General features: G+C 65.6%; 22 protein-coding genes, 1 tRNA gene and 1 pseudogene. 10 read left to right on the top strand and 14 right to left on the bottom strand.

What is annotated here, in order from left to right:
- Nucleotides 1–286 precede the first annotated feature (286 nt).
- Both ACRYA2_RS12650 and ACRYA2_RS12645 read right to left on the bottom strand, forming a co-directional pair.
- A complete protein-coding gene (locus ACRYA2_RS12650) occupies nucleotides 287–544 on the bottom strand; it encodes a DUF7513 family protein (protein ID WP_433628502.1) in 258 nt (85 codons plus the stop codon).
- Nucleotides 544–2,097, bottom strand: coding sequence for a Na+/H+ antiporter NhaC family protein (locus tag ACRYA2_RS12645; protein ID WP_433628499.1), 1,554 nt, complete (start codon nucleotides 2,095–2,097; stop codon nucleotides 544–546). Before ACRYA2_RS12645 ends, ACRYA2_RS12650 begins: the two co-directional genes overlap by 1 nt.
- Nucleotides 2,098–2,326: 229 nt before the next feature.
- Here ACRYA2_RS12645 and ACRYA2_RS12640 point away from each other — a divergent pair, with 229 nt between their 5' ends.
- Nucleotides 2,327–3,607: an amidohydrolase gene (locus ACRYA2_RS12640; protein WP_433628497.1), complete on the top strand. Its 1,281-nt coding sequence runs from the start codon at nucleotides 2,327–2,329 to the stop codon at nucleotides 3,605–3,607.
- A gap of 173 nt (nucleotides 3,608–3,780) precedes the next feature.
- Here ACRYA2_RS12640 and rpl12p read toward each other — a convergent pair whose 3' ends face one another.
- The 3 genes from rpl12p to ACRYA2_RS12625 are packed head-to-tail and all read right to left on the bottom strand — an operon-like array spanning nucleotide 3,781 to nucleotide 5,830.
- Nucleotides 3,781–4,128 (bottom strand): 50S ribosomal protein P1, encoded by a 348-nt coding sequence (gene rpl12p, locus ACRYA2_RS12635; protein ID WP_433628494.1) that lies wholly within the window; start codon nucleotides 4,126–4,128, stop codon nucleotides 3,781–3,783.
- Between the two features lie 15 nt (nucleotides 4,129–4,143).
- Complete coding sequence (locus tag ACRYA2_RS12630; protein ID WP_433628491.1) at nucleotides 4,144–5,190, bottom strand: 50S ribosomal protein L10; 1,047 nt, start codon at nucleotides 5,188–5,190, stop codon at nucleotides 4,144–4,146.
- A gap of 1 nt (nucleotide 5,191) precedes the next feature.
- Nucleotides 5,192–5,830, bottom strand: a complete 639-nt coding sequence (locus ACRYA2_RS12625; RefSeq protein ID WP_113277329.1) for a 50S ribosomal protein L1 — start codon at nucleotides 5,828–5,830, stop codon at nucleotides 5,192–5,194.
- Nucleotides 5,831–6,024: 194 nt separating this feature from the next.
- Here ACRYA2_RS12625 and ACRYA2_RS12620 point away from each other — a divergent pair, with 194 nt between their 5' ends.
- On the top strand, nucleotides 6,025–6,765 hold the full coding sequence (locus ACRYA2_RS12620; RefSeq protein WP_433628488.1) for a hypothetical protein: 741 nt from the start codon (nucleotides 6,025–6,027) through the stop codon (nucleotides 6,763–6,765).
- On the opposite strand, the gene ACRYA2_RS12615 is transcribed toward ACRYA2_RS12620, so the two are convergent.
- Nucleotides 6,762–7,313 (bottom strand): CinA family protein, encoded by a 552-nt coding sequence (locus tag ACRYA2_RS12615; RefSeq protein WP_433628486.1) that lies wholly within the window; start codon nucleotides 7,311–7,313, stop codon nucleotides 6,762–6,764. The two genes, ACRYA2_RS12620 and ACRYA2_RS12615, sit on opposite strands and share 4 nt — an antisense overlap.
- Before the next feature lie 85 nt (nucleotides 7,314–7,398).
- Between ACRYA2_RS12615 and ACRYA2_RS12610 the strand changes: the two genes are divergently transcribed.
- Together ACRYA2_RS12610 and ACRYA2_RS12605 are read left to right on the top strand one after the other, a co-directional pair.
- A complete protein-coding gene (locus ACRYA2_RS12610) occupies nucleotides 7,399–8,031 on the top strand; it encodes a 2,5-diamino-6-(ribosylamino)-4(3H)-pyrimidinone 5'-phosphate reductase (protein WP_433628483.1) in 633 nt (210 codons plus the stop codon).
- Nucleotides 8,032–8,129: 98 nt separating this feature from the next.
- Entirely contained in the window at nucleotides 8,130–9,365 is a 1,236-nt protein-coding gene (locus ACRYA2_RS12605; protein WP_433628480.1) for a cytochrome P450, read from the top strand.
- Between the two features lie 44 nt (nucleotides 9,366–9,409).
- On the opposite strand, the gene ACRYA2_RS12600 is transcribed toward ACRYA2_RS12605, so the two are convergent.
- Together ACRYA2_RS12600 and ACRYA2_RS12595 are read right to left on the bottom strand one after the other, a co-directional pair.
- Nucleotides 9,410–9,730 carry a hypothetical protein gene (locus ACRYA2_RS12600; protein WP_433628478.1) on the bottom strand — a complete coding sequence of 107 codons (321 nt, stop codon included), beginning with the start codon at nucleotides 9,728–9,730 and terminating at the stop codon, nucleotides 9,410–9,412.
- Nucleotides 9,731–9,755: 25 nt separating this feature from the next.
- Nucleotides 9,756–10,079: pseudogene (locus ACRYA2_RS12595) on the bottom strand (HD domain-containing protein); the annotation flags it as partial.
- Between the two features lie 333 nt (nucleotides 10,080–10,412).
- Between ACRYA2_RS12595 and ACRYA2_RS12590 the strand changes: the two are divergent.
- The 3 genes from ACRYA2_RS12590 (at nucleotide 10,413) to ACRYA2_RS12580 (ending at nucleotide 12,913) form a co-directional block, all read left to right on the top strand.
- Nucleotides 10,413–11,204 carry an alpha/beta fold hydrolase gene (locus tag ACRYA2_RS12590; protein ID WP_433628475.1) on the top strand — a complete coding sequence of 264 codons (792 nt, stop codon included), beginning with the start codon at nucleotides 10,413–10,415 and terminating at the stop codon, nucleotides 11,202–11,204.
- Between the two features lie 442 nt (nucleotides 11,205–11,646).
- Nucleotides 11,647–11,820: a DUF1059 domain-containing protein gene (locus tag ACRYA2_RS12585; RefSeq protein WP_433628472.1), complete on the top strand. Its 174-nt coding sequence runs from the start codon at nucleotides 11,647–11,649 to the stop codon at nucleotides 11,818–11,820.
- A 10-nt stretch (nucleotides 11,821–11,830) separates the two neighbouring features.
- Entirely contained in the window at nucleotides 11,831–12,913 is a 1,083-nt protein-coding gene (locus ACRYA2_RS12580; protein ID WP_433628469.1) for a class I SAM-dependent methyltransferase, read from the top strand.
- 636 nt (nucleotides 12,914–13,549) lie between these two features.
- On the opposite strand, the gene ACRYA2_RS12575 is transcribed toward ACRYA2_RS12580, so the two are convergent.
- The 3 genes from ACRYA2_RS12575 to ACRYA2_RS12565 form a co-directional block, all read right to left on the bottom strand.
- Nucleotides 13,550–13,624 (bottom strand) — tRNA-Glu (locus ACRYA2_RS12575).
- Nucleotides 13,625–13,756: 132 nt separating this feature from the next.
- The gene (locus tag ACRYA2_RS12570) at nucleotides 13,757–14,929 is read right to left on the bottom strand and encodes a helix-turn-helix transcriptional regulator (RefSeq protein ID WP_433628466.1); all 1,173 of its coding nucleotides are present in this window, start codon (nucleotides 14,927–14,929) and stop codon (nucleotides 13,757–13,759) included.
- A 51-nt stretch (nucleotides 14,930–14,980) separates the two neighbouring features.
- Nucleotides 14,981–16,135, bottom strand: a complete 1,155-nt coding sequence (locus ACRYA2_RS12565) for a metal-dependent hydrolase family protein (RefSeq protein ID WP_433628463.1) — start codon at nucleotides 16,133–16,135, stop codon at nucleotides 14,981–14,983.
- 189 nt (nucleotides 16,136–16,324) lie between these two features.
- Between ACRYA2_RS12565 and ACRYA2_RS12560 the strand changes: the two genes are divergently transcribed.
- The 3 genes from ACRYA2_RS12560 to ACRYA2_RS12550 all read left to right on the top strand — a co-directional run bounded on the left by ACRYA2_RS12560 (nucleotide 16,325) and on the right by ACRYA2_RS12550 (nucleotide 19,677).
- The gene (locus tag ACRYA2_RS12560) at nucleotides 16,325–17,515 is read left to right on the top strand and encodes a cystathionine gamma-synthase (protein ID WP_433628461.1); all 1,191 of its coding nucleotides are present in this window, start codon (nucleotides 16,325–16,327) and stop codon (nucleotides 17,513–17,515) included.
- 67 nt (nucleotides 17,516–17,582) lie between these two features.
- Complete coding sequence (locus tag ACRYA2_RS12555; protein WP_433628458.1) at nucleotides 17,583–18,212, top strand: VOC family protein; 630 nt, start codon at nucleotides 17,583–17,585, stop codon at nucleotides 18,210–18,212.
- Between the two features lie 43 nt (nucleotides 18,213–18,255).
- Nucleotides 18,256–19,677, top strand: coding sequence for a hypothetical protein (locus ACRYA2_RS12550; RefSeq protein WP_433628456.1), 1,422 nt, complete (start codon nucleotides 18,256–18,258; stop codon nucleotides 19,675–19,677).
- A 24-nt stretch (nucleotides 19,678–19,701) separates the two neighbouring features.
- On the opposite strand, the gene ACRYA2_RS12545 is transcribed toward ACRYA2_RS12550, so the two are convergent.
- The 3 genes from ACRYA2_RS12545 to ACRYA2_RS12535 form a co-directional block, all read right to left on the bottom strand.
- The gene (locus tag ACRYA2_RS12545; protein ID WP_113277355.1) at nucleotides 19,702–19,968 is read right to left on the bottom strand and encodes an elongation factor 1-beta; all 267 of its coding nucleotides are present in this window, start codon (nucleotides 19,966–19,968) and stop codon (nucleotides 19,702–19,704) included.
- 2 nt (nucleotides 19,969–19,970) lie between these two features.
- A complete protein-coding gene (locus tag ACRYA2_RS12540) occupies nucleotides 19,971–20,147 on the bottom strand; it encodes an HVO_2753 family zinc finger protein (protein WP_113277356.1) in 177 nt (58 codons plus the stop codon).
- Nucleotides 20,148–20,246: 99 nt separating this feature from the next.
- Complete coding sequence (locus ACRYA2_RS12535; RefSeq protein ID WP_433628453.1) at nucleotides 20,247–20,639, bottom strand: OsmC family protein; 393 nt, start codon at nucleotides 20,637–20,639, stop codon at nucleotides 20,247–20,249.
- Between the last annotated feature and the right edge of the window lie 66 nt (nucleotides 20,640–20,705).

Here is a 20,705-nt window from a genome sequence, read left to right as displayed (position 1 = left end):
CGTACGCCTCGATTCGTCCGTCGGTTCGTCGGTTGTCTGTTCGCTGGTCGGTTGTTCTCTCTCCATGGTCAACACCCCATCTGGTGCGTTCGAAGCAACGACGATTCCACCTATAAATGTGGGCTATTGTGAAAGTTACCTGGTTACCTGTCGAACAGTTCGTCGGCGGCTCTATTCCAGGTTTCGAGCCAGTAACCGCCGATACCTCCGATAAGAAGAAGTTGTAAATTCGGTTATCGCATTCCTACCCGAGCGAACCGCGGCGGCGAGCCGGGGCCCGACGCCGTCAGAACGTCTGGTCGCCGACGACTTCGAGCAACGACGCCTGACCGTCGTGGTCGTTGTCGTCGAACTCCTCGACCCGCAGGCGAACTCGCTTGTCGAGCGCGTCCCGCGGTGCATCCGGTATCCGGAGGACGGTGTCGCCGACGCGAGCGACGGCGGCGTCGCCCTCGTACCCGGTGACGTACACCTCTATCTCCTCCCCCGGTTCGAACACGGGGCGGTTGGTTCGGAATCCGACTCCCTTGAGGAACTGCTCCATCATACGCGAGCCACCTCCTCGGAGCGGCGGTCGGAGGTGTACTCCAGTCCGAACCCGGTCAGCGCGGCGACGACGAACACGCCGAACAGGAACCAGCCGTGGAAGACGAACGGCCACACCTGAACCGGACTGACGACCATCTCCGGCGTGAACCAGTCGAACTGCTGGGGCATCTGTTCGATCTGGGCGTACCCGACGAGGACGCCGCCGCCCCACGGGAAGATGTAGCCCATCGCGGAGGTGTTGGCGTCGAGGATGTTCGCCCGACGGTAGCCGTTGACGTTGAAACGCTTGCCGATGCGGGAGATGTACGGCGCGATGGCGATCTCGGCCGCGGTGTTGATCGTGATCATCGCGTTGACCATCGCCGTACCGAGCACCATCGTCGTCTCGGCGCGCCGGACGGACGTCGCGACCTTGGACAGCAGGAACTCCTGGATGGCCTCGAATCCGCCGCCGCGAATCATGATGCGGGCACCCGAGACGATGAGCAGCGTGAGCACGATGAGCGGGAAGAAGCCCGACGCACCGGTGTAGAGGCTCCCGGAGACGCCGACCTGGTCGGCGTTCTGGACGATCTCGACGAACGGCAGGAACGAGAGTCCGGACAGCGGCGCGTCCGGCGGTGCCTTGAACAACAGCATCGTTCCCACCGAGGCGAGACCGAAGACGAGGTTGAACACCATGGCCGCTATCAACCCCCACGAGATGGCCTCGACGATGTGACGGCCCCGTATCGCCGTCGCGATGACGATACCCATCGATACGAGGTGGACCAGTCCGAGCGGGTCGCCCTGCAGGACATTCTGGCTCGAAACCGGATTGCCACTCATCGACGACCCGGCGAGGATGTAGCCGGCGAACGCGAGCACCGCCGCGACGATGGCGTACTTGAACCGGGAGGAGACGACGCCCCCGATGTCCGAGTCCTGCGTGACCGCGCTGACGATGGTCGTGTCGCTGACCGGTGCGAGGTTGTCCCCGAACACCGCGCCCGAGAGGATGGACCCGAACATCAGTACGGGGCTCGCGCCGATGAGCACGCCCGCCGGGAAGAACAGCCCGGCGAACGCGACCGTCGTCCCGTACCCGGTACCGATGCCGGTCGCCAGCAGCGCCGCGAGGATGAACGTGGCGGCGGGGAACAGCGCCGCCCCCACGCTCAGCGCGTCCGCGGCCCAGACGAGTCCGGTGACGAACCCGCCGTCCTGGAGCACCTGCGCGAACATGCCGGCCCACAGCCAGGCGACGATGGCCGTCGCGGCGACGCGCTGTGTCATCCCTTCGAAGATGGTGTTGGCGTACCGCTTCCAGTCGCCCTTCGCGAAGAACATCCCCACGACGAGCGCGACGAGCATGCCGATGGCGAGCCCGGTCGTGTCGCTGATTCGAAGCAGCGCGCTCTGGACGATCGCCCAGACGATGAAAAACAGGATCGGTATCGTGCTCATCCACTTGCCGCCGTGGAATTGGATGTGGCTCTCGCTACGAGCACGCTCCGCTTCGGCCAGTTCCTCCGATACCTCGTCGTGTTCGTCCCCTGACGAACTCATTTAGGTCACCTCTGGCATGGATTGGCATGTGTGTGGGAGGAATATAAATCATCGTTTATCTAAATTGATGCCTAGGTATAAGTTCATGAGGACTGTCATTTCCGGCGACGACGCACGTAAGCGTTGGACGTTCTGAGACGAGACGTCCGTCGGTCGGGGGCGAGCCCCGACCCGTCTCGGCATCGCCGGTTCTCGAGCACTTAAGGCGGTTCGCTCCATCTCCCCGGCCATGAGCCAGCAGACTCACCGCGACCGACTGGTCGAACTGCGACGGGCGTTCCACCGCCACCCGGAGCCGGCGTGGCGCGAGTTCTGGACCACCTGCCGCATCGTCGACGAACTCGAAACCATCGGCGTCGACGAACTGTACGTCGGCCCGGAGGTGCTCGCCGACGGGGAGCGCATGGCGGTCCCCGACAACGACGAACTCGACCGCTGGTACGAGCAGGCCCGCGAAGCGGGCGCGCGGGAGGACGTCCTCGAGCGACTGGACGGCGGCTACACCGGCGCGATGGCGGTGCTCGACCGCGGCGAGGGACCGACGGTCGCACTGCGCGTCGACATCGACGGGCTGCTGCGAGAGGAGTCGACGGACGAGGACCACGTTCCCGTCGCCGAGGGGTTCCGCTCGGAGACCGAAGCGATGCACGCCTGCGGTCACGACGCCCACGCGACCGTCGGCCTCGGCGTCCTCGAAGCCGTCGCGGACAGCGACTTCGAGGGGACCCTGAAGGTCCTCTTCCAGCCCGGCGAGGAGATGATAGCCGGCGGCAAGCCGATGGCGAAGAGCGGCCACCTGGACGACGTGGACTACCTGCTCGCGCTCCACGTCGGTCTCGACCACCCCACGGGCGAGGTGGTCGCGGGCATCGACGGCTTCCTCGCCGTGAGCCACTTCCGCGCGGAGTTCTCCGGGTCGCCCTCCCACGCCGGCGGGAAGCCGAACGCGGGAGACAACGCGGTCCACGCGATGGCGACCGCGGTCGAGAACCTCTACGGCATCGCCCGCCACGAGGACGGCGCGACCCGCGTCAACGCCGGCAAGGTCGGCGGCGGCACCGCGACGAACATCATCCCCGAGGAGGCGTTCATCGAGGGCGAGGTGCGCGGCGAGACGACCGAGCTGAAAGATTACATGAAAGAGCGCGCCGGCGAGGTCGTAGACAGCGCAGCGTCGATGCACGGCTGCGAAGTCGAGCGGTCGACCGAGGGCGAGGCCCCGAGCGCCGAGAGCGACGAGGAACTCGTCGCCGTCGTCCACGACGTCGCCACCGAAACGCGGGGCGTCGACGAACCGCTCCGGCGCGACGAACTCGGCGGTAGCGAGGACGCGACCTTCCTGATGCGGGAGGTCCAGCGCAACGGCGGCCTGGCCGCCTACGTCGGCGTCGGCACCGACCACCCGGGCGGCCATCACACCGCGACGTTCGACGTGGACGAGGACACGCTCCCCATCGCCGTGAACCTGCTCTCCCGGTCGATCCGGGAGATAGCGGAGAAACGGCCCTGAGACGCCACTCGCCCTGTCGATAACGGCGACCGCAACGCGCTCGCCCGCTCCTCGTCAGCGACGTCTCTCGACCGTTCGACGCTCTGACGGTCGCCGCTCGACCGGTCACCCGGCGCTCGCAGTAGCGACTGGGCGGTCGTCAGCGAAAGAAAGAACGGAACTGTCGGACCGACTTAGCCGAAGAGTTCGCCGAGGCCTTCACCGCTGGCGTCGTCTTCTTCGTCGTCGTCGCCGGCTTCCTCTTCTTCGGCGGCCTCCTCCTCTTCGGCCGCTTCCTCTTCGCCGCCTTCCTCGGCGCCGCCCTCTGCGGCACCGGCAGCACCGCCGGCACCGCCGGCGGGGACTGCAGCGGCCTGCTCGACGGCCTCTTCGATGTCGACGTCCTCCAGCGCGGCGACGAGCGCCTTGACGCGGGATTCCTCAACGTCGACGCCCGCAGCGTCGAGCACGTCCGTCAGGTTGTCTTCGTTGATCTCTTCGCCCGATTCGTTCAGGATGAGTGCAGCGTAAACGTATTCCATTGTTGTAATCCTCCGTTATCCGAACATCTCTCCGAGACCCTCGCCGGCGCTGTCGTCGTCATCGTCCTCGTCTTCGTCGGCGTCTTCGGGCTCGGCTTCGGTGTCTTCTTCGTCGCTCGATTCGTCGTCAGCGTCTTCCTCGGTCGCGCCGCCCGCGACCGGAGCTTCGACGTCACGAAGCTCCTCCGGGAGCGCGTCCTCGTCGTCGATCTGGGCCGCGAGGGCGCGCACCTGCGCGTCGGCCTTGCTCACGAGGTCGTCCGCGAGGTCCGGGCTCTCGACGGCGGCCTGGAGACCGAGGCTCTTGGCCTCGCCGGTCGCCTTCGAGAGGAGGGTGGTCGCGGTCCGGTCGGTCGGGAACACCGCGTTGACCGAGAGGTTCCGGGCGCGTGCCACGGCCGTCTCGACGTCGGTGCGGTACTCCTCGACGTCCAGTTCGAGCTCGTCGGGCTCGAACATCACGCCGTCGGCGAAGACAGCGCGGAGGTCGAGACCGACCTCCTTGGGCTCCATGCCGAGTTCGCCGAGCACGTTGGCGAGGTCGGCGGAGACCTCCTCGCCCTCCTCGGCGACGACGCTGTCGTCGGTGACGTGGATGGAGCCGTCCTGGATGCGTGCGGCGGCACCGACCTGCTGGAGTTCGCCGACGAACGGACCCGGGTCGACGCCCGTGTCGCCCTCGGGGATGACGATGTCGTTCGGGGCGACCTCGCCGGCCGAAATCGGGGCCGGGCTCTTCGAGGCCTCCAGTTCCTTGAACAGTCCGAACGGGTTGTCGTTCGTGCCGATGAGGCCGACCTGACCCTCGATGTAGTCGGTCAGCTCCTCGAAGCCGGCGTCGACCGCTTCCAGCGCGCGGTGCAGCAGCGTGTTCCGGCTGACGCGGAGTTCCGCGTTCCCGTGCAGGTTGCGCCGCATCGTCTGGAGCTGCCGGCTCGGGATGCCGGCGATGCTGACGACGCCGACGCTCTCGTACTTGTCGATGAAGTCGGTCAGCTCGCCGACCTCCTCTTCTTTCCACTCGGGGAGGTTCTCGGTCTTGCGCTCTGCTTCTGCGGACATATCAGGCCACCTCCACCGACGGGCCCATCGTCGTCTTCACGTACACCGAGTCGACGTTGAGCGGGCCCTTCTCCAGGTCCGTGTGAAGTCGCCGGAGGATGACGTCGATGTTGCTGGCGATGTCGTCGGCCGTCATGTCCTCCGCGCCGACGCGCGTGTGGAACGTCCGACGGTCGCCACTCCGGAGCTGGACCGTGTTCTTCATCCGGTTGACGACCTCGACGACGTCGTCGTCCGGCTGGAGCGGTTCGGGCATCTTCCCGCGCGGACCGAGGACGGTACCGAGATACCGACCGATGTCTTGCATCATCGACGCTTCGGCGATGAAGAAGTCGGTTTCGCCGGCGAGGTCCTTGGCCGCGTCGTCGTCGTCGCCCAGGTCCTCCAGGTCGTCGCCGTCGAGGACCTCGTCCGCGACGTCCTCTGCACGCAGGGCGGTTTCGCCCTCCGCGAACACGACGATCTTGGTGTCCTGGCCGGTGCCAGACGGGAGTACGATACTTTCGTCGACCCGGTTCGACGGGTCGTTCAAATCAAGGTCGCGCAGGTTTATCGCGAGGTCCACCGTCTCACGGAAGTTCCGCTCCGGTGAGTCCTCGAGTGCGCGAGAGACTGCTTCCTCTATCTCATTATCTGCCATCGTTCACCTCCGTAGTACGCAGGAATGCTCCTACGGGTCAGTGAAACAGGCGATGCCTGTCTCACCGGAGATTGTCCGATGTCGAACTTAAACCCGTCGAACTGGAACCAGTCGACGACCCGCGACGGCGCGACGACTGCGTGTCCCGGGCGCAGGCCATCAGCGATTTTCGGCTCGCCGCCCGAAAGTCGGCCATGACCGTCCTCGCAGGAACGCTCGCGGTCGCGCTCGCCGGCATTCACGTCTTCGCCGGCCGCCTCCGTGGGCTGAGCGGCGTCCCCCGTAGCGTCTGGCTCTCGATGGCCGGCGGCGCGTCGGTCGCCTACGTCTTCGTCCACATCCTCCCCGAACTCCACTACCGCGGCGCGGTACTCCAGCGGGTCGGGAACCGGGCCTTCGGGTTCCTGGAACACCACGTCTACCTCGTCGCCCTCCTCGGGTTCACGTTCTTCTACGGCGTCGAGCAGTTCGCGCGCCAGTCCCGGGAGTCGGACGAGCACAGCGAAGTCGGCGGTGCGAAGACGAAGACGAGCACGGGCGTCTTCTGGATCCACATCGGCTCCTTTACGGCGTACAACGCGCTCATCGGCTACCTCCTGGTTCACCGCGAACGGCCGGGCGTCGAGAGCCTCCTCCTGTTCGCCACGGCCATGGCGCTGCACTTCGTCGTCAACGACTTCGGCCTCCGGGACCACCACCACGAGGCCTACGACCGCCTCGGTCGCTGGATACTCGCCGTCGGCGTCGTCGCCGGCTGGGCGCTCGGAAGCGCGACAGTGGTGGGGGAACTCGCCGTGAACACCCTGTTCGCGTTCCTCGCCGGCTCCATCGTCCTCAACGTCATCAAGGAGGAACTCCCGGAGGACCGCGACAGCCGGGTCTGGTCGTTCGCGCTCGGTGCCGGCGCGTACACCGCCGTGCTGCTCGCCGGCTAGCTCACGGACTCGTCGGCGTCCGCCGACCGAGGCGGCGCTCGCTTCACCGCGTCGAGCAGGTCGGCGAGCGCCCGACGGGCTATCTGTTCCTTTATCTCGATACGGCTGCCGTCGAACTCGTAGCGCTCGACGTCGGCCCAGGTGTCGCCGCCGCCCCACTCGCCGGCGTGGGCGACGCCGACGAACACGGTGCCGACCGGTTTCTCCTCGGTGCCGCCCGTCGGTCCCGCGATGCCCGTCGTCGCGACGCCCCACTGCGTTCCGGCGACGTCGCGGACCCCGCGGGCCATCCGGCGCGCGACCGGTTCGCTGACCGCGCCGTGGTCGTCCAGCACCTCGCGTGCGACGCCGACGTGCTCCATTTTCGCCTCGTAGGAGTAGGTGACGAACGAGCGGTCGAAGTAGTCGCTCGACCCCGGAACGTCGGTCAGCAGCGAACCGACGAGACCGCCCGTGCAGGACTCGGCGGTGGCGAGCGTGGCGTCGACCTCCCTGAGCGCGTCGCCCAGTCGCTCCTCTACCGGCGGGTCTTCGGCGAACGTGCGCATACAGAGGGCACGCGGGCGTCGAGCAAGAAGGTAGGGGTCCTCGCGCACCGAAACCGGTTTTCGAGGCCGCTCCCTACTCCGGCGCATGCACGTCGTCGTCAACGCCGCGACGAGCGCGGACGGGAAGCTCTCGACGCGGCGACGCGAACAGGTCGCCATCAGCGGCCCGGAGGACTTCGCGCGCGTGGACGACCTCAGGGTCGAGAGCGACGCCATCGCGGTCGGCGTCGGGACGGTGCTCGCCGACGACCCGTCGCTCACCGCGGACGGGGGAGAGAACCCGCTCCGGGTCGTCGCGGACTCGCGGGCGCGGACGCCGCCCGACGCGGCGGTGCTGGACGACCGCGCACCGACCGTCGTCTTCGTCGCGGAGCGAGCGCCCGACGAGCGCGCGGCCGCCCTCGAATCGGCCGGGGCCGACGTCGTCGTCGCGGGCGACGAACGCGTCGCGCTCGAGGAGGCGTTCGCGGCGCTCGAAGCCCGGGGGGCGGAGCAGGTGATGGTCGAGGGCGGCGGCGAACTCATCTTCTCGCTGTTCGAGGCCGGACTCGTGGACGAACTCCGACTGTTCGTCGGTTCCGTCGTCGTCGGCGGGCGGGACGCGCCGACGCTGGCCGACGGCGACGGGTTCGTCGAGCGCGAGTCGTTCCCCGACCTGTCGCTCGAGAGCGTCGAACGGCTCGACGACGGGGCGTTGCTCCGGTACGCGGTCGGCTGACCCACAGGGCCGAGCCGTCGAGAATCGGAGACGAGAGCGCCCCGACTGCGGGACGACGAGACCTGACCGTTTAGTCAGTCGAGTCCGTAGTCGCGGGGGTGAGCTCCACTGACCCGCAGGGACTGCAGGCGTTCCCCGACGAGCTAACGACCCGCGAAGAGTGGCTCGAACCGTTCGACTGGTACCGGGAGATGCGCGACGAAGCGCCGGTGCGATACGACCCCGGCCGGCGGTCGTGGGACGTATTCCGGTACGACGACGTCAAGACCATCCTCGACGACGACGAGACGTTCTCGGCAAACCCGCGGAAGGCCGACGACTTCGAGGAACCAGAGGGGATGGGACAGGGACTCATCTTCGACACGATGCTGTTCCAGGACCCGCCCCGGCACGACGAACTCCGCGACGTCGTCGACGACGCGTTCCAGCCGCGCGCCCTCGCCGACCTCGAACCGGAGATTCGGGGACTGGCGACCGACCTCCTCGACGACGCCGTCGCCGGCGGCGCCGACCGGATGGACGTCGTCGACGAGTTCGCGTACCCGCTTCCCGTAATCGTCATCGCCCAGCTACTCGGCGTCCCCGCGGACGAGCGCGACCAGTTCAAGGAGTGGTCCGACACGCTCGTCGAGGCTTCGAGCGCCGACGAGGGCGCTCGGAAGTTCATGGAGCGCCAGCAGGAGACCCAGCAGGAGATGGCGACGTACTTCCTGGAGATGATAGCGGACCGCCGCGAGAACCCGCAGGACGACCTCATGTCCCGCATCGTCACCGCGGAACTGGACGACGGCAGTCGCCTCTCCCAGGAGGAGGTGCTCGGGATGTGCATCCTGCTGCTCATCGCGGGTAACATCACGACGACGAACCTCGTCACGAACGCCGTCCGCTGTTTCGCCGACGCCGACTGCTTCGACTCCCTCCGGGGCGACGAGCACGCGCTCACGACGGCCATCGAGGAGGTCCTGCGCTACCGCTCGCCCGTCCAGGCGATGACGCGTATCGCCACCGAGGACGTGACGCTGCGGGGCGAGACCATCGAGGCCGGCGACCGCATTGTCGTCTGGATGGGGTCGGCGAACCGCGACGAGCGACGGTTCGACGACCCGGACACCTTCCGCCCGGACCGCTCCCCCAACCAGCATCTCGGGTTCGGCCACGGCACCCACTACTGTCTCGGCGCGCCGCTGGCCCGCCTCGAGGCGAAGGTCGCCCTCTCGGAACTGCTCGACCGTCTCGACGGCATCGAACTCGCCGACGCGGAGCTGGAGCCGACGCGGAGTTCGTTCATCTACGGCGTCGAGTCGCTGCCGATAGCGTTCGACGCCAACGAGTGAGACGGCTCGCTTCGCGGACGACGAGTTCGCAGCAAAGAGGGTAGTCAGCAGTCCACTACCGCACACTGGACGCCTGCCGGCGTCGGCGACTCGGTGAGCGTCGAGAACTGCTGGGGTGTGAGGGCCAGCACTATCGCGGCGATGGACTGGAACCAGTGCTGGAAGACGACGTGGAGAAACACCCCGGAGAAGGTCGGTACCATCCGGGACGACTGAAGCGGAACGGTGATGAGCTTGTCCACCATCGGAGTCCCGACGAAGACGTTGACCATCCAGAGCGCGGGCAGGACGAAGAGGACCGCCCTCGCGACAGTCGTCGACCACCCCTCACCGGTGGTGAGGAAGGACAGCCGCTCGGGGAACACGGCGAGCGCGATTACGAATATCGAGAATGCTGTGGGTTCGGATACAGTGTTTGACGGAATCGATCCGGTCAGCCGTCACCTCTTCGGTCTCGAGAAGATTCTCCGCTTCTCCCGCGGCCCACTCGTCGTGATTTTCGATCTCTCCCGACCTTTCCAGTGGACGACCAATGTCGTGTAGCCAGGCCGCTGCAGAAAGAACGTCTCTCTCGACGGTTCTACTCCATTCGTCAGCTAAACGAATCGATAGATTTCGGACTCGGTTGGCATGGAAACTGTCGTGTGCTGGGAGGGCATCTTCGTAATACGGCAGCGACAACTTTCGAGCAAGAGGACCTAATTCCTGCGTCATGAAATGTGTGAGAAGTCAATTCCCGAGCCGATATAGTAGCTGTGGAGTTCTCGTACAGCAACATGAAACGAGCGCATTACCTGGTCGAGTATCCCTTTCTGGAGGGTTCTTGCGACCAGTTACATTGTCCGAATGTGTAGAACTGGGGGTTGCGGATTTCCATCGGATACGGGTGAACCCGCCTATCCTTCGTGACCAGCGCCACCGTGACGGCTTCAGCCCCGGTGTAATCTGCTTCGGCTAGCGTCTCCCCCAGCGTACAGCCACCCCCATTTATACGGCCCCATCACTGAGAGAACGGCTTAGCCCGGTCGCTCTCGAACGTAGCGATGCATGCAGACGAGACAGTCCGCAGATGGTACGGAGTTGTCCTACGAACGACACGGCGACGGTCGGCCGCTTATCCTACTCCACGGGGGGATGGCCCCCCGGGAGTACTGGAACCCGGTCATCCCCCACTTCGAAGAGTACGCCGCTATCGTCCCCCAGCGGCCGGGGTTCGGCACCCGTCTCGACGATCCAGCGGAGACAAGCGCCGACGAGGTGCTGGAACGGGAGACCAAGGACGTACGAACGCTCGTCGACGCCGTTGACGGCGGTCCGGTCCTGTTCGGCCACTCCTACGGCGCACTCACTGCAATCGAGGCCGCGACGGATGCAGCGGTCGAGGCGGTCGTCGCGTACGAACCGGCGGTCCTCCCCGACGACTTCCGGGAGGAGGCCGATCTTGCAGACCGCATGGAGGCACTCATCGAGAAGGACGAACGCCGTGAGGCGGTGAAACGCTATATCGAGCAGGTCCTCCACCCCGAGGGAATCGACGATCTCGACGCGTGGTTGGCAGAGTGGCCAGTCTGGCCGGACTGCGTGGACCTCGCCGAGGAGGTCGTCCGGATGAACCATGCCGTCGAGCAGTACCAGCTTCCCGACCGTCTCGACGTCGACGCCCCCGTGCTCGTGCTGACCGGTACCGACGGTCCAGACTTCCTCCGCCATAGCGCCCGCGCTGTCCACGAGGCGCTTCCGCACAGCCGACTGGTCGAGTTCGACGGTGTTAGCCACAGTGGCCCCGCCGAAGCGCCGGAGACGATCTCGGCGGAAGTCGACTCCTTCCTTCGGGAGTAGTCGATAGAGAGCAGATCGACGGCTCCGATCGACGTCTGAAAGCTGGACACCGACGAGGACAGAGACGCGTTGAGGAGCGGGCAGCGGACCCATCGGGCCTGTAACTGATGACCGACGCCTTTGCTGGAGGGGCCCAGTCGTATTCGATTACGACGACCTCGTTGCCTTGTCGCGTTGCCCGCTCGAACCCCTTCGGTGCCGCCTAGGCAACCACGATTTGCTGGATTTTCCATGAGATTGCTGATCTAGAAATATCGTAGACCGCTGAGTATAGAGGGTCTCTTCACTATCGTGGACTTCTTCCATCCCTTGTTGATGGAACAAATTCAGATATTGGACGTCGAGGAAACGGGTACTGTCAAATAGAAACCCCAAAATTAATATCATATTTAATCATGTTTATCTCGGTAGCAGTCGATGGTGTATCCGAAGGTGGGCAGAAGTGGCGCAAGTAGACGAGTTCGACCGTGAAGCGGCAGCAGCCGATTGCCGGTTCATCATTCAATCGGAAAACGAAAAAGGAGCGGTCGAACTGACGAAAAACCACACGCACGACGTCCACGGGAAGGACTACACGGACGAAGAACTCCGAAGTGAACACCTGAAAACCGTGTAGCAACAGAACCATGACAACTGACACCCGAGCGGAAGCAGACTCGATCGACGAAGAGAAACTGACCGAACTCGTGGAAACGTCGCTCGTTGACCTCGGCGCGACGGTCCATGCCGCGCTGGCCGTCATCGGCGACGAACTCGATCTCTATGCGGTACTGGACGATTCCGGGCCGCTCACATCCGTTGAACTGGCCGAGAAAACGGATACCTCGGAACGCTACGTTCGAGAATGGCTGCGCTCGCAAGCCGCTGGCGGGTACGTGAACTACGATCCCGGGACCGACCGCTACGATCTCTCACCCGAGCAGGCGTACGTTTTAGCCGACAGGGAAAGCCCGGTGTTCATGCCGGGCGCGTTCCAGCTGGTCGCGTCGGCGGCCAAGATCGAACCCGAACTCCGCGAGGCGTTTCGAACGGGTGAGGGCATCGGTTGGCACGAACATGACGAGGACGTGTTTCACGGCACTGAACGCTTCTTCGGACCGTCCTACGGGGCCTACCTGCTCGAATGGATCGCTGCACTCGACGGGATAGATGCCACGCTGAAAGCCGGCGGTCGAATCGCCGACGTGGGCTGTGGGCACGGCGCACCGACGATCCGCATGGCCGAAGCGTACCCCAATTCGACGGTCGTGGGTATCGACTACCACGAAGCATCGATTGCGGTGGCGCGCGAGCGAGCGGAAACGGCGGGCGTCGCCGACCGCGTCGACTTCGAGGTGGCGACTGCGAGGGAGTACAACGGAACCGACTACGACCTAGTAACGATGTTCAACTGCTTCCACGATATGGGTGATCCCGTCGGTGTGGCGGCCCACGTCCACGAGACGCTCACCGACGACGGGGCATGGATGATCGTCGAACCCTATGCCGAGGACCGGGTCGAAGACAACCTCTCCCCGTTTGGCCGCCTCGCGTACTCGATCTCGACGGTAGCCTGTACACCGAATTCGCTCAGTCAGGACGTCGGCTACGGTCTCGGTGCACAAGCGGGAGAGGAACGGACCCGTGAGGTCATCACTGAGGGTGGATTTACCCGCTTTCACCGCGCGGCAGAGACGCCGACCAGTCTGGTCTTCGAAGCGAAGCCATAGGATTACCCAAGATCGATTATATCAGAGACCATCACTGGTCAAATCGATCGCGGAATCGAACGCGTCGGGTGTCGGCTTGGCGTATCGGCCTTCCCGACGCACTCCTCGAGCTTATTCTGAAGTGCACTGGGTGACAGGACGTGGTGGATACGCGTCCTCTGTTCAGCACTTACTGAACATACTAACCAAACTGCTGCCGCTGGTTAGTTGGTTCCAGGATGGTTCGGTGACGAACGTCAGGTCCTCTCGCTCTCCCATTGTCGACCTGCTAATCGCACGACTGCTATACGATGCAATGCAACAACCAACAACCAGGACTCACAAATCCAACCAACAACAACCGACCCAAACGAACACCTGCCCCGTGTAACCGAAGTAATGACCACCCACGAGACGTCGTAGTCGATGAGTGGAGTGATTGACCGAGCGACACAGCGTCGACCGGATGAACTGATTCGATCGACTTCCGCTCGCACTGCTTTCCTGGGTTTTGAATCCGGCGAGTCTCCGTGCCGGACAACTGGCCAGAATCGCATGACTGCGTGGCGGTGCTGGAATCCGAGTTACGTGGTTGCCCTGTGGCGACATGATGATTGTCCTGTGCCACAGTTCGAAACCGGAAGACGGCAGGAGGAGTGCTCCGTCAGGGATTCGAACCCTGGTCCTTGCCGTGAGAGGGCAAGATGATTGGCCGGACTACACCAACGGAGCGTCCTTCGTACTTCCGGGTAGTTCCACTGAACGTTTAACAGTTGCGCTTCAGGGCCGCCCTGTCCCGGTTTGCCATATTAGTCGGGCGATATCTCTCCCCCGACCGAAGTGAGCGCGGGTGAAAAAGGAGGGTTATTCGTCGAGAGGTGACCCGGCAGCGTCGGGTTCGTGACCGTCGAGACTGATGATGTTCTCCCGGCCGACCCGGAGCTTACTGATGTCGCCCTCGTCTTCCATCTCCGAGAGGAGCATGCTCACCTTGGACTTCGACCACCCCGTCTCCTCGACGATGTTCACCTGCTTCATCCGTCCCCCGTTGTCGTGCAGCAGCTTCTTTACCCGGGCCTCGTCGGTCAGGAGTTCTTCGTCGCTGACCGCGGGCTCTCCACCGGTGCTACCACCGCTCTCGGGCTGGGTCGGCGGTGGACCGCCGGGGCCGGCGTCCGGTCTCTCGTCGTCGGTCGATAATCCGCCAAGCCCACCCTGTCGCCACGCGAACGCCGCGGCGAGACCGACGATGACGACGACCGCCGCGACGAATAACATCATCGGCGAGTCTGACGTCGGTTCCTCGCCGTTCTGGCCGGGCGGGGTAGTCCCGCCGCTGGTCGTGGTCGTCGTGGCCGAGACGTTCTGGTTCGGCGCTTTGAACTTCACGAGCGGACGCTGGTCGTTGAACTTCCGTTCGCCGGACCAGGAGACGCTGTCGCTCTTTGCGAGCGTGTCACCGGTCATGTTCCGCCCTTGGGCCGGTTTCGCAGATACGAACGTCATTTCTTTCTTGCCCGGTTCGACGACGAGCGTCTGGTTCTGTCCGAGATACAGTCCATCCTGAAACACGTCGCCGATCGCGACGTGGCCGCTGTCGTCCATGTAGGTGAACGAGGTCCATTTGAACGACATCTCGACGACGCCGAGGTTCTTCTCCACGCCGACGCCCTCGAGTCTGGCGTTCTTCGAGAAATTCTCGGCTCTCATCACGCGTCCAGTCTTGTTCGCTGCGTTCGACGTAAGTCCGACCGCGTTCTCCCTGAAATTCGTGTACAGCGGGGTGCTGGAGCTGTTGAACCGCTTGGCGAACTGGCGGAACTGCTGTCGTTCACTGTCGTTCTCGAGCGTGCGCTCGTAGTGGAACGTCCACCGTGCGGAACTGTTGTCGTAGACGACGATCCGGAACTCCACGTTGTCGAACTCCTGGGAGGTCGCGATGGTCTGCTTCGTCGCCGTCGTCGATTGACTCCCGAATGCCGGAAGAGATCCGGCGAGTAGCATGACGACGAGGCCGACAGCCAGGAGCCGTCTCATGTATATACTTGGTCCATGCCTGGATATAAAAGACCTTGTGACGTGGCTTTCTCACCGATAAATGGTTCCAGCTGTCAAGACCCGTGTTGGCGATTCCCACGCCGTCACGTCCTCGCGGGGATTCGAATCGAGGACGAGGAGGTCGGCGCGGTACCCTTCCTCGACCAGTCCCACGTCGTCCAGCCCCAGCAGGTCGGCGGCGTTGACCGTGGCCACCTCCAGCGCGTCCCGCGGCGAGAGGCCGTACTCGACCATCAGCTGGAGTTCCTCGGGCGCGTCGGCGAGATGGTTGAACGGCGTGCCGGCGTCGGTGCCCATCGCCACGTCGACGCCCGCCTCCAGCGCATGTTCGAACGCGTCCGCGAACGCGTCGCTCGCTGCCTCTGCCTTCTCGACGGCGAACTCGGGGATACCGCCCTCGGTACCCGCCTCGATGATACCGTCGAGTGCCTTCGCGGTCGGTACCCAGTACGTGCCTTCCTCGGCCATCAGTTCGGCGGCCTCGCGGTCCATGAACGTACCGTGTTCGACGCTGGAGATGCCGGCCCGGACGGCGTTCTTGATGCCCGCCGCGCCGTGGGCGTGCGCGGCGGTCGGCACGCGCTTCGCGTTGGCCGCGTCGACGAGCGCCGTCAGTTCCTCTTCGTCGAGTTCCGGCGCGCCGGTGAGCGCCCCCTCCGTCAGCACGCCCCCGGTCGCCATGCACTTCACCACGTCCGCACCGCGTTTGAGCTGTTCGCGGACCGCCTTCTTGACCTCCGCCGTCCCGTCCGCTTCCCGGCCGAACCAGTGGCCGTGTCCGCCGGTCATGACGACGTTCTCGCCGCAGGCGAGCACGCGTGGACCTTCCAGAACGCCCTCCTCGACCGCCCGTCCGGCGTCGAGCGCGAGCGTCGTCGGCGCGCCGAGGTCGCGGACCGTCGTCACGCCCGTGTCGAGCGCGTCCGCGAGGTTCGCCGCCGCGCGGTAGGCCAGCATCGTCTCGCTCTCGGCGTTGGTCTCGGCGGGGTCCGGCCGACCATCCATCATCAGGTGGACGTGCGAGTCTATCAGTCCGGGCGCGACGTACCGGCCGCTGGCGTCTATCTCCTCGTCGGCGTCGTCCGGCACGTCACCGACCGCCGCGATCTCGTCGCCGTCGACCGCTACGTCCGCCTCGCGGACGCCATTCGCGTCCACGACCTCCGCACCGCGAAGTACGAGCATGTCCTTCCCCTCTGTGGCGGACAGCGTAAATCCCTGGGTTCCGGCAGGGGGTCGACCACGCTGGACGACCGTCCACCGACGACCCCGCGACCGTCCGTCGTGGAGACCGGGCGGCAGGCGTTCGTCGATGGCGTTCCGAATCGACCGCGAAGGACAAGAGTAACCTGCCGGGCCTCCGTCCAATCGGACATGACCGAGGAACGCGGAAACGACTCCGACGACGCCGAACCGTTCCGGTTCGAGACCCGGTCCATTCACGCCGGCCAGGAGCCGGACGAGGAGACGGGCGCGCTGATGACGCCCATCTACGCCAACTCGACGTACGTGCAGGACGGTCCGGGCGACCACCGGGGGTACGAGTACTCCCGCACGGGCAACCCGACCCGGACGGACCTGGAGGTGAACCTCGCCAGCCTCGAGGGCGGCGAGTTCGGGCGCGCGTTCTCCAGCGGGATGGGCTCCATCAACACGGTACTGAACCTGCTCGAATCGGGCGACCACGTCGTCGCCAGCGAGGACGTGTACGGGGGGACCCACCGAATCTTCACGCAGGTGTACGAGGACTACGACCTCGAGTTCTCCTTCGTGGACATGACCTCCCCCGACGAGGTCAGCGAGGCCGTCCGCGAGGAGACCGAACTGCTCTGGGTCGAGACGCCGACGAACCCCCTGTTGAACGTCGTCGACATCGCAGCTATGGCGGACCTCGCCGACGACGCCGACGCCATCTGCGCCGTGGACAACACCTTCGCCACGCCGTACCTCCAGCGCCCGCTCGACCTCGGCGCGGACGTCGTCTCCCACTCGCTGACGAAGTACCTCGGCGGCCACTCGGACGTGGTCGGCGGCGCGCTCGTCACCGACGACGCCGACCTCGACGAGCGGTTCGGCTTCTACCAGAACAGCGTCGGCGCGACGCCCGGTCCCCACGACTGCTTCCTCGTCCTCCGCGGGACGAAGACCCTGCCCGTCCGGATGGACCGCCACTGCGACAACGCCCGCGAGATAGCCCGGTGGCTCGACGGCCACGACCGCGTCGAACGCGTCTACTACCCCGGACTCGAATCGCACCCCGACCACGACCTCGCAAGCGAGCAGATGGACGACTTCGGCGGGATGGTCAGCTTCGAACTCGACGCCTCGCTCGAAGAGACCGCCGACGTGGTGAGCGAGACGCGGGTGTTCACGCTCGCAGAGAGTCTCGGCGGCGTCGAGAGCCTCATCGAACAGCCCGCCACCATGACCCACGCCGCGATTCCGAAAGAAGAACGGGTCGCCGCCGGACTTCGCGACGGCCTGATTCGGGCCAGCGTCGGCATCGAGAACGTCGAGGACCTGAAGGCGGACCTGGAGCGGGCGTTCGACAGCGCGCTTCGATAGCCGTTCACTCTCGGCGGGGGATTCCGGGAGGAACAGGTCTAACAGTCCGCTCGCCGTACTCGGGATTATGACAGACGACCGCCGTCCCGCCACCGAGTTCGACGTCACGGCAGACCGACCGGACAGCCCCGTCCAGGTCACGGGCACCGACCACGTCACGCTCGTCGGCAGCAACGCCGAGGACACCGTCGCGTTCTACCGCGACCTGCTCGGGATGCCCCTCGTCCTCAGGCAACCGAACCTCGATGACCCGTCCCAGACGCACCTCTTCTTCGACACCGGCGACGGCCGCATCCTCACGTTCTTCGTGAGCGACGACCGGCAGTCGAATCCGAACCCGCAGCGCACCGGCGTCGGCGCGGTCCACCACCTCTCTTTCAGCGTCGACCCCGAGCGGTTCGTCGAGGTTCGCGAGGCGCTCGCGGACGCGGGACGAGGCTACAACGAGTTCGACCGGGGCATCTTCCACTCGCTGTACACCCGGGACCACAACGGCCTCGTCGTCGAACTGGCGACCGACAAGTTCGAGATTCCCGACGACCGTCGCGGCGAGGTGCTGGCGACCGCCCAGCGCCTCCGCGAGGAGGACGGCGCGGACTACGCCGAGGAGCGACACCTCGAAGCCGCCCTGGAGGAACTGGGAATCGAGACGACGCGCCACGAACTGCCGGACGCCGAGAGCGGTGTCGGGGAGTAGACGCCCCGACAAGCTATTTCAGCCCCGCCGACCTGTTATGGGTATGAACGGTCGTCGGGGGCGACTCGTTCTGCTGGTCGCGCTGTTGCTGGTCGGCTGGGGGGCGATCCCACCGGGCGTCGCCACCGGAGCGTCCGGCGAGACGGCGAGCGTGGCGACTCCGGGGGCGACGAACGTATCGACCGCGGGAGCGGCGAACGCGCAGAACGCGGGGACGACGGACGTGGCGACCGCCGGGGGAGCGACGGACGCGCCGACCGTCGGAGTCGCGACCGACGCCCCGACGAACCGGACCGCGACCGCGTCGCGTCGACCCGACGACGAATCGGAGCGCACGACGGCGGTCGGCGTGAAAGTGACCGGCGGCACGCTGCCGGTCGACGCCGACCGCGTCTGGGGGCGCGTCGAGGCCATGCACGGGACGAACGTCGTCCCGCCGGTCGTGCGCGTCGACGACTCGGACCCCAGGCCGACCAAGAAGATGCTGCCGCCGAAGTTCCTGCGGGTGCTCGGCGCGAAGCCGGCACGTCTCAATCCCCCGACGCCCGGCGTCAACGGGCGCGTCTCGCCGCGCGGCCGCGTCACGATGTCCGTCGCCGACGCGCCACCGAAGGCGGTCGAACACGTCCTCGCTCACGAGTTCGCGCACGTCGTCCAGCAGTCGGCGGACGTTCTCGAACGCCTGCCGGACGGGAACTACCTGCTCGCCAAGAGCACGATAGAGGGCGGCGCGGAGTACGTCGAGGACGTCTACGCGCGGCGCTACCAGGACCACTCGTCGCTGGCGGCGACGCGCCGCGCGTACCAAAACGGAACCGCGTTCCAGAAGTGGGCCATCGCGCCGTACTACTTCGGCGCGCGGTACGTGCGCTCCCGGGTATCCTCGCCCCGGGAACTGTCGTCTGTGTACGCGAACCCGCCCACGACGACCGAGCAGGTGCTCCACGACTACCCGCCGGGGGCGGAGCCCGCGAAGTCGCTCTCCGTGACCGTCGACGAGACCGGCGAGTGGCAAGCGCGCCCGCCCGGTCGGAAGGGCGAACTGTTCGTCCGGGTCGCGCTCACGACCGAACTGGACGAGACGCGCGCGGCCCGGGCCGCCGCCGGCTGGGGGAACGACGCGCTCGTTCAGTTCCGTCGGACGCCGCGAGGACGAGACCCCGGCTACGCCTGGGTGCTCCGGTGGGACGACCGCTCGAACGCCACCCAGTTTCGACGCGCCTTCGAGACGGTGCTCGACCGGCAGGCGACCCGGACGGACGCGGGGTGGCGGCGCGACGACACCGCCTACCGCGTCGAGCGCGTGAGCGACGAGACGGTGGCCGTGTTCGCCGGCCATCCCCAGTTCGTGGCGAACGCCGCCGCGGAAGGGAGCCGCGACGACGTCGCGATAACCGTCGACTCGAACGGGCGACGGCCCGGCGACGCTCGCGGTGGCTCGGCGTTCGAGAACGACCGCCAGTGACGACGGACGAAGTAAAAGCGCGGTCTATATGCGACCGACGTTCTCGACTTCGACGCTCTCGACGTCGTCGACGTTCGAGAACTGCTCCTCGACAGCTTCGGTCCCGCCGGTGTCGTCGGGGACGATGACGGTCGGCAGCAGGGCGACGAGACCGAACGCGACCTCGTCACGCTCGAAGCCGTTTATCTTGGCTCCCTCGGGGAGGGAGTTCTCGAGTCGCTCCTGGAGGTCGTCGAGGTCGACCTCGGGGCTCTCCGGCATGACCTTGATTTTGGCAGCTACTTTCCCCATCGTTACGGACCCATGAACCCACAGTCGGGGCACTCGTAGAGGTTGCTCTGTTTGCGACACTTCGCGCAGCGGTAGATGGTCTGCCCGCAGTCCGGACACTTGAACGACGCGGCGTTCGTGCCGGAGATGTTGATCCCGCACGAGACGCACTTGCGCCTCTGTTTCTGCGATTGACTCATACCCCAACGTTGCCCTGCGCGACTTTTATACGCTTCCCTTTCACCTCGGGGAGCAGAAAGCGGCGAAGGAAGACGAATCGATGAGAACGACGGGGCCGGTCAGAACGCGCCGGTCTGGACGGAGGCGTCCGCGTGGAGACTGTCCTTGAGCGCGTCGTGGACCTTGCAGAGGTCGAACGCGCGGTCGACGACGCGCTCGGCGGTGTCGTCGTCCACGTCCGCCTCCCACTTGATGTCGAAGTCGACGGACTCCAGTTTGTCGTCGTCGTTGAGTTCGCCGTCGACGTCGATCTCGATCTTGCCGAGGTCGCCGGCGTCGCGCTGTTCGGCGCCGACGCGCAGGGCGGGGACGTAGCAGGAGCCGTAGGCCGCCAGCAGCGTCTCGAGCGTGTCCGGCGCTTCCTCGCCCGTCGCGTCGACGGTGAGCGAGAAGTCGCGGACGTCGTTTTCTGCGCTCATTCCCTCGTCGGACGTGGTAGTGACTTGTGGCATTGCATTCGGGGCTGTCGTCGGCGACGCCCCTAAGTATTGTTCTTCCGGACGCTCTCGTCACTGAGA

The sequence above is a fragment of the Halomicrococcus pelagicus genome (genome assembly GCF_050954125.1).
The sequence above is the reverse complement of the archived record's forward strand: the minus strand, read 5'-3'. Positions and strand labels throughout refer to the sequence as shown.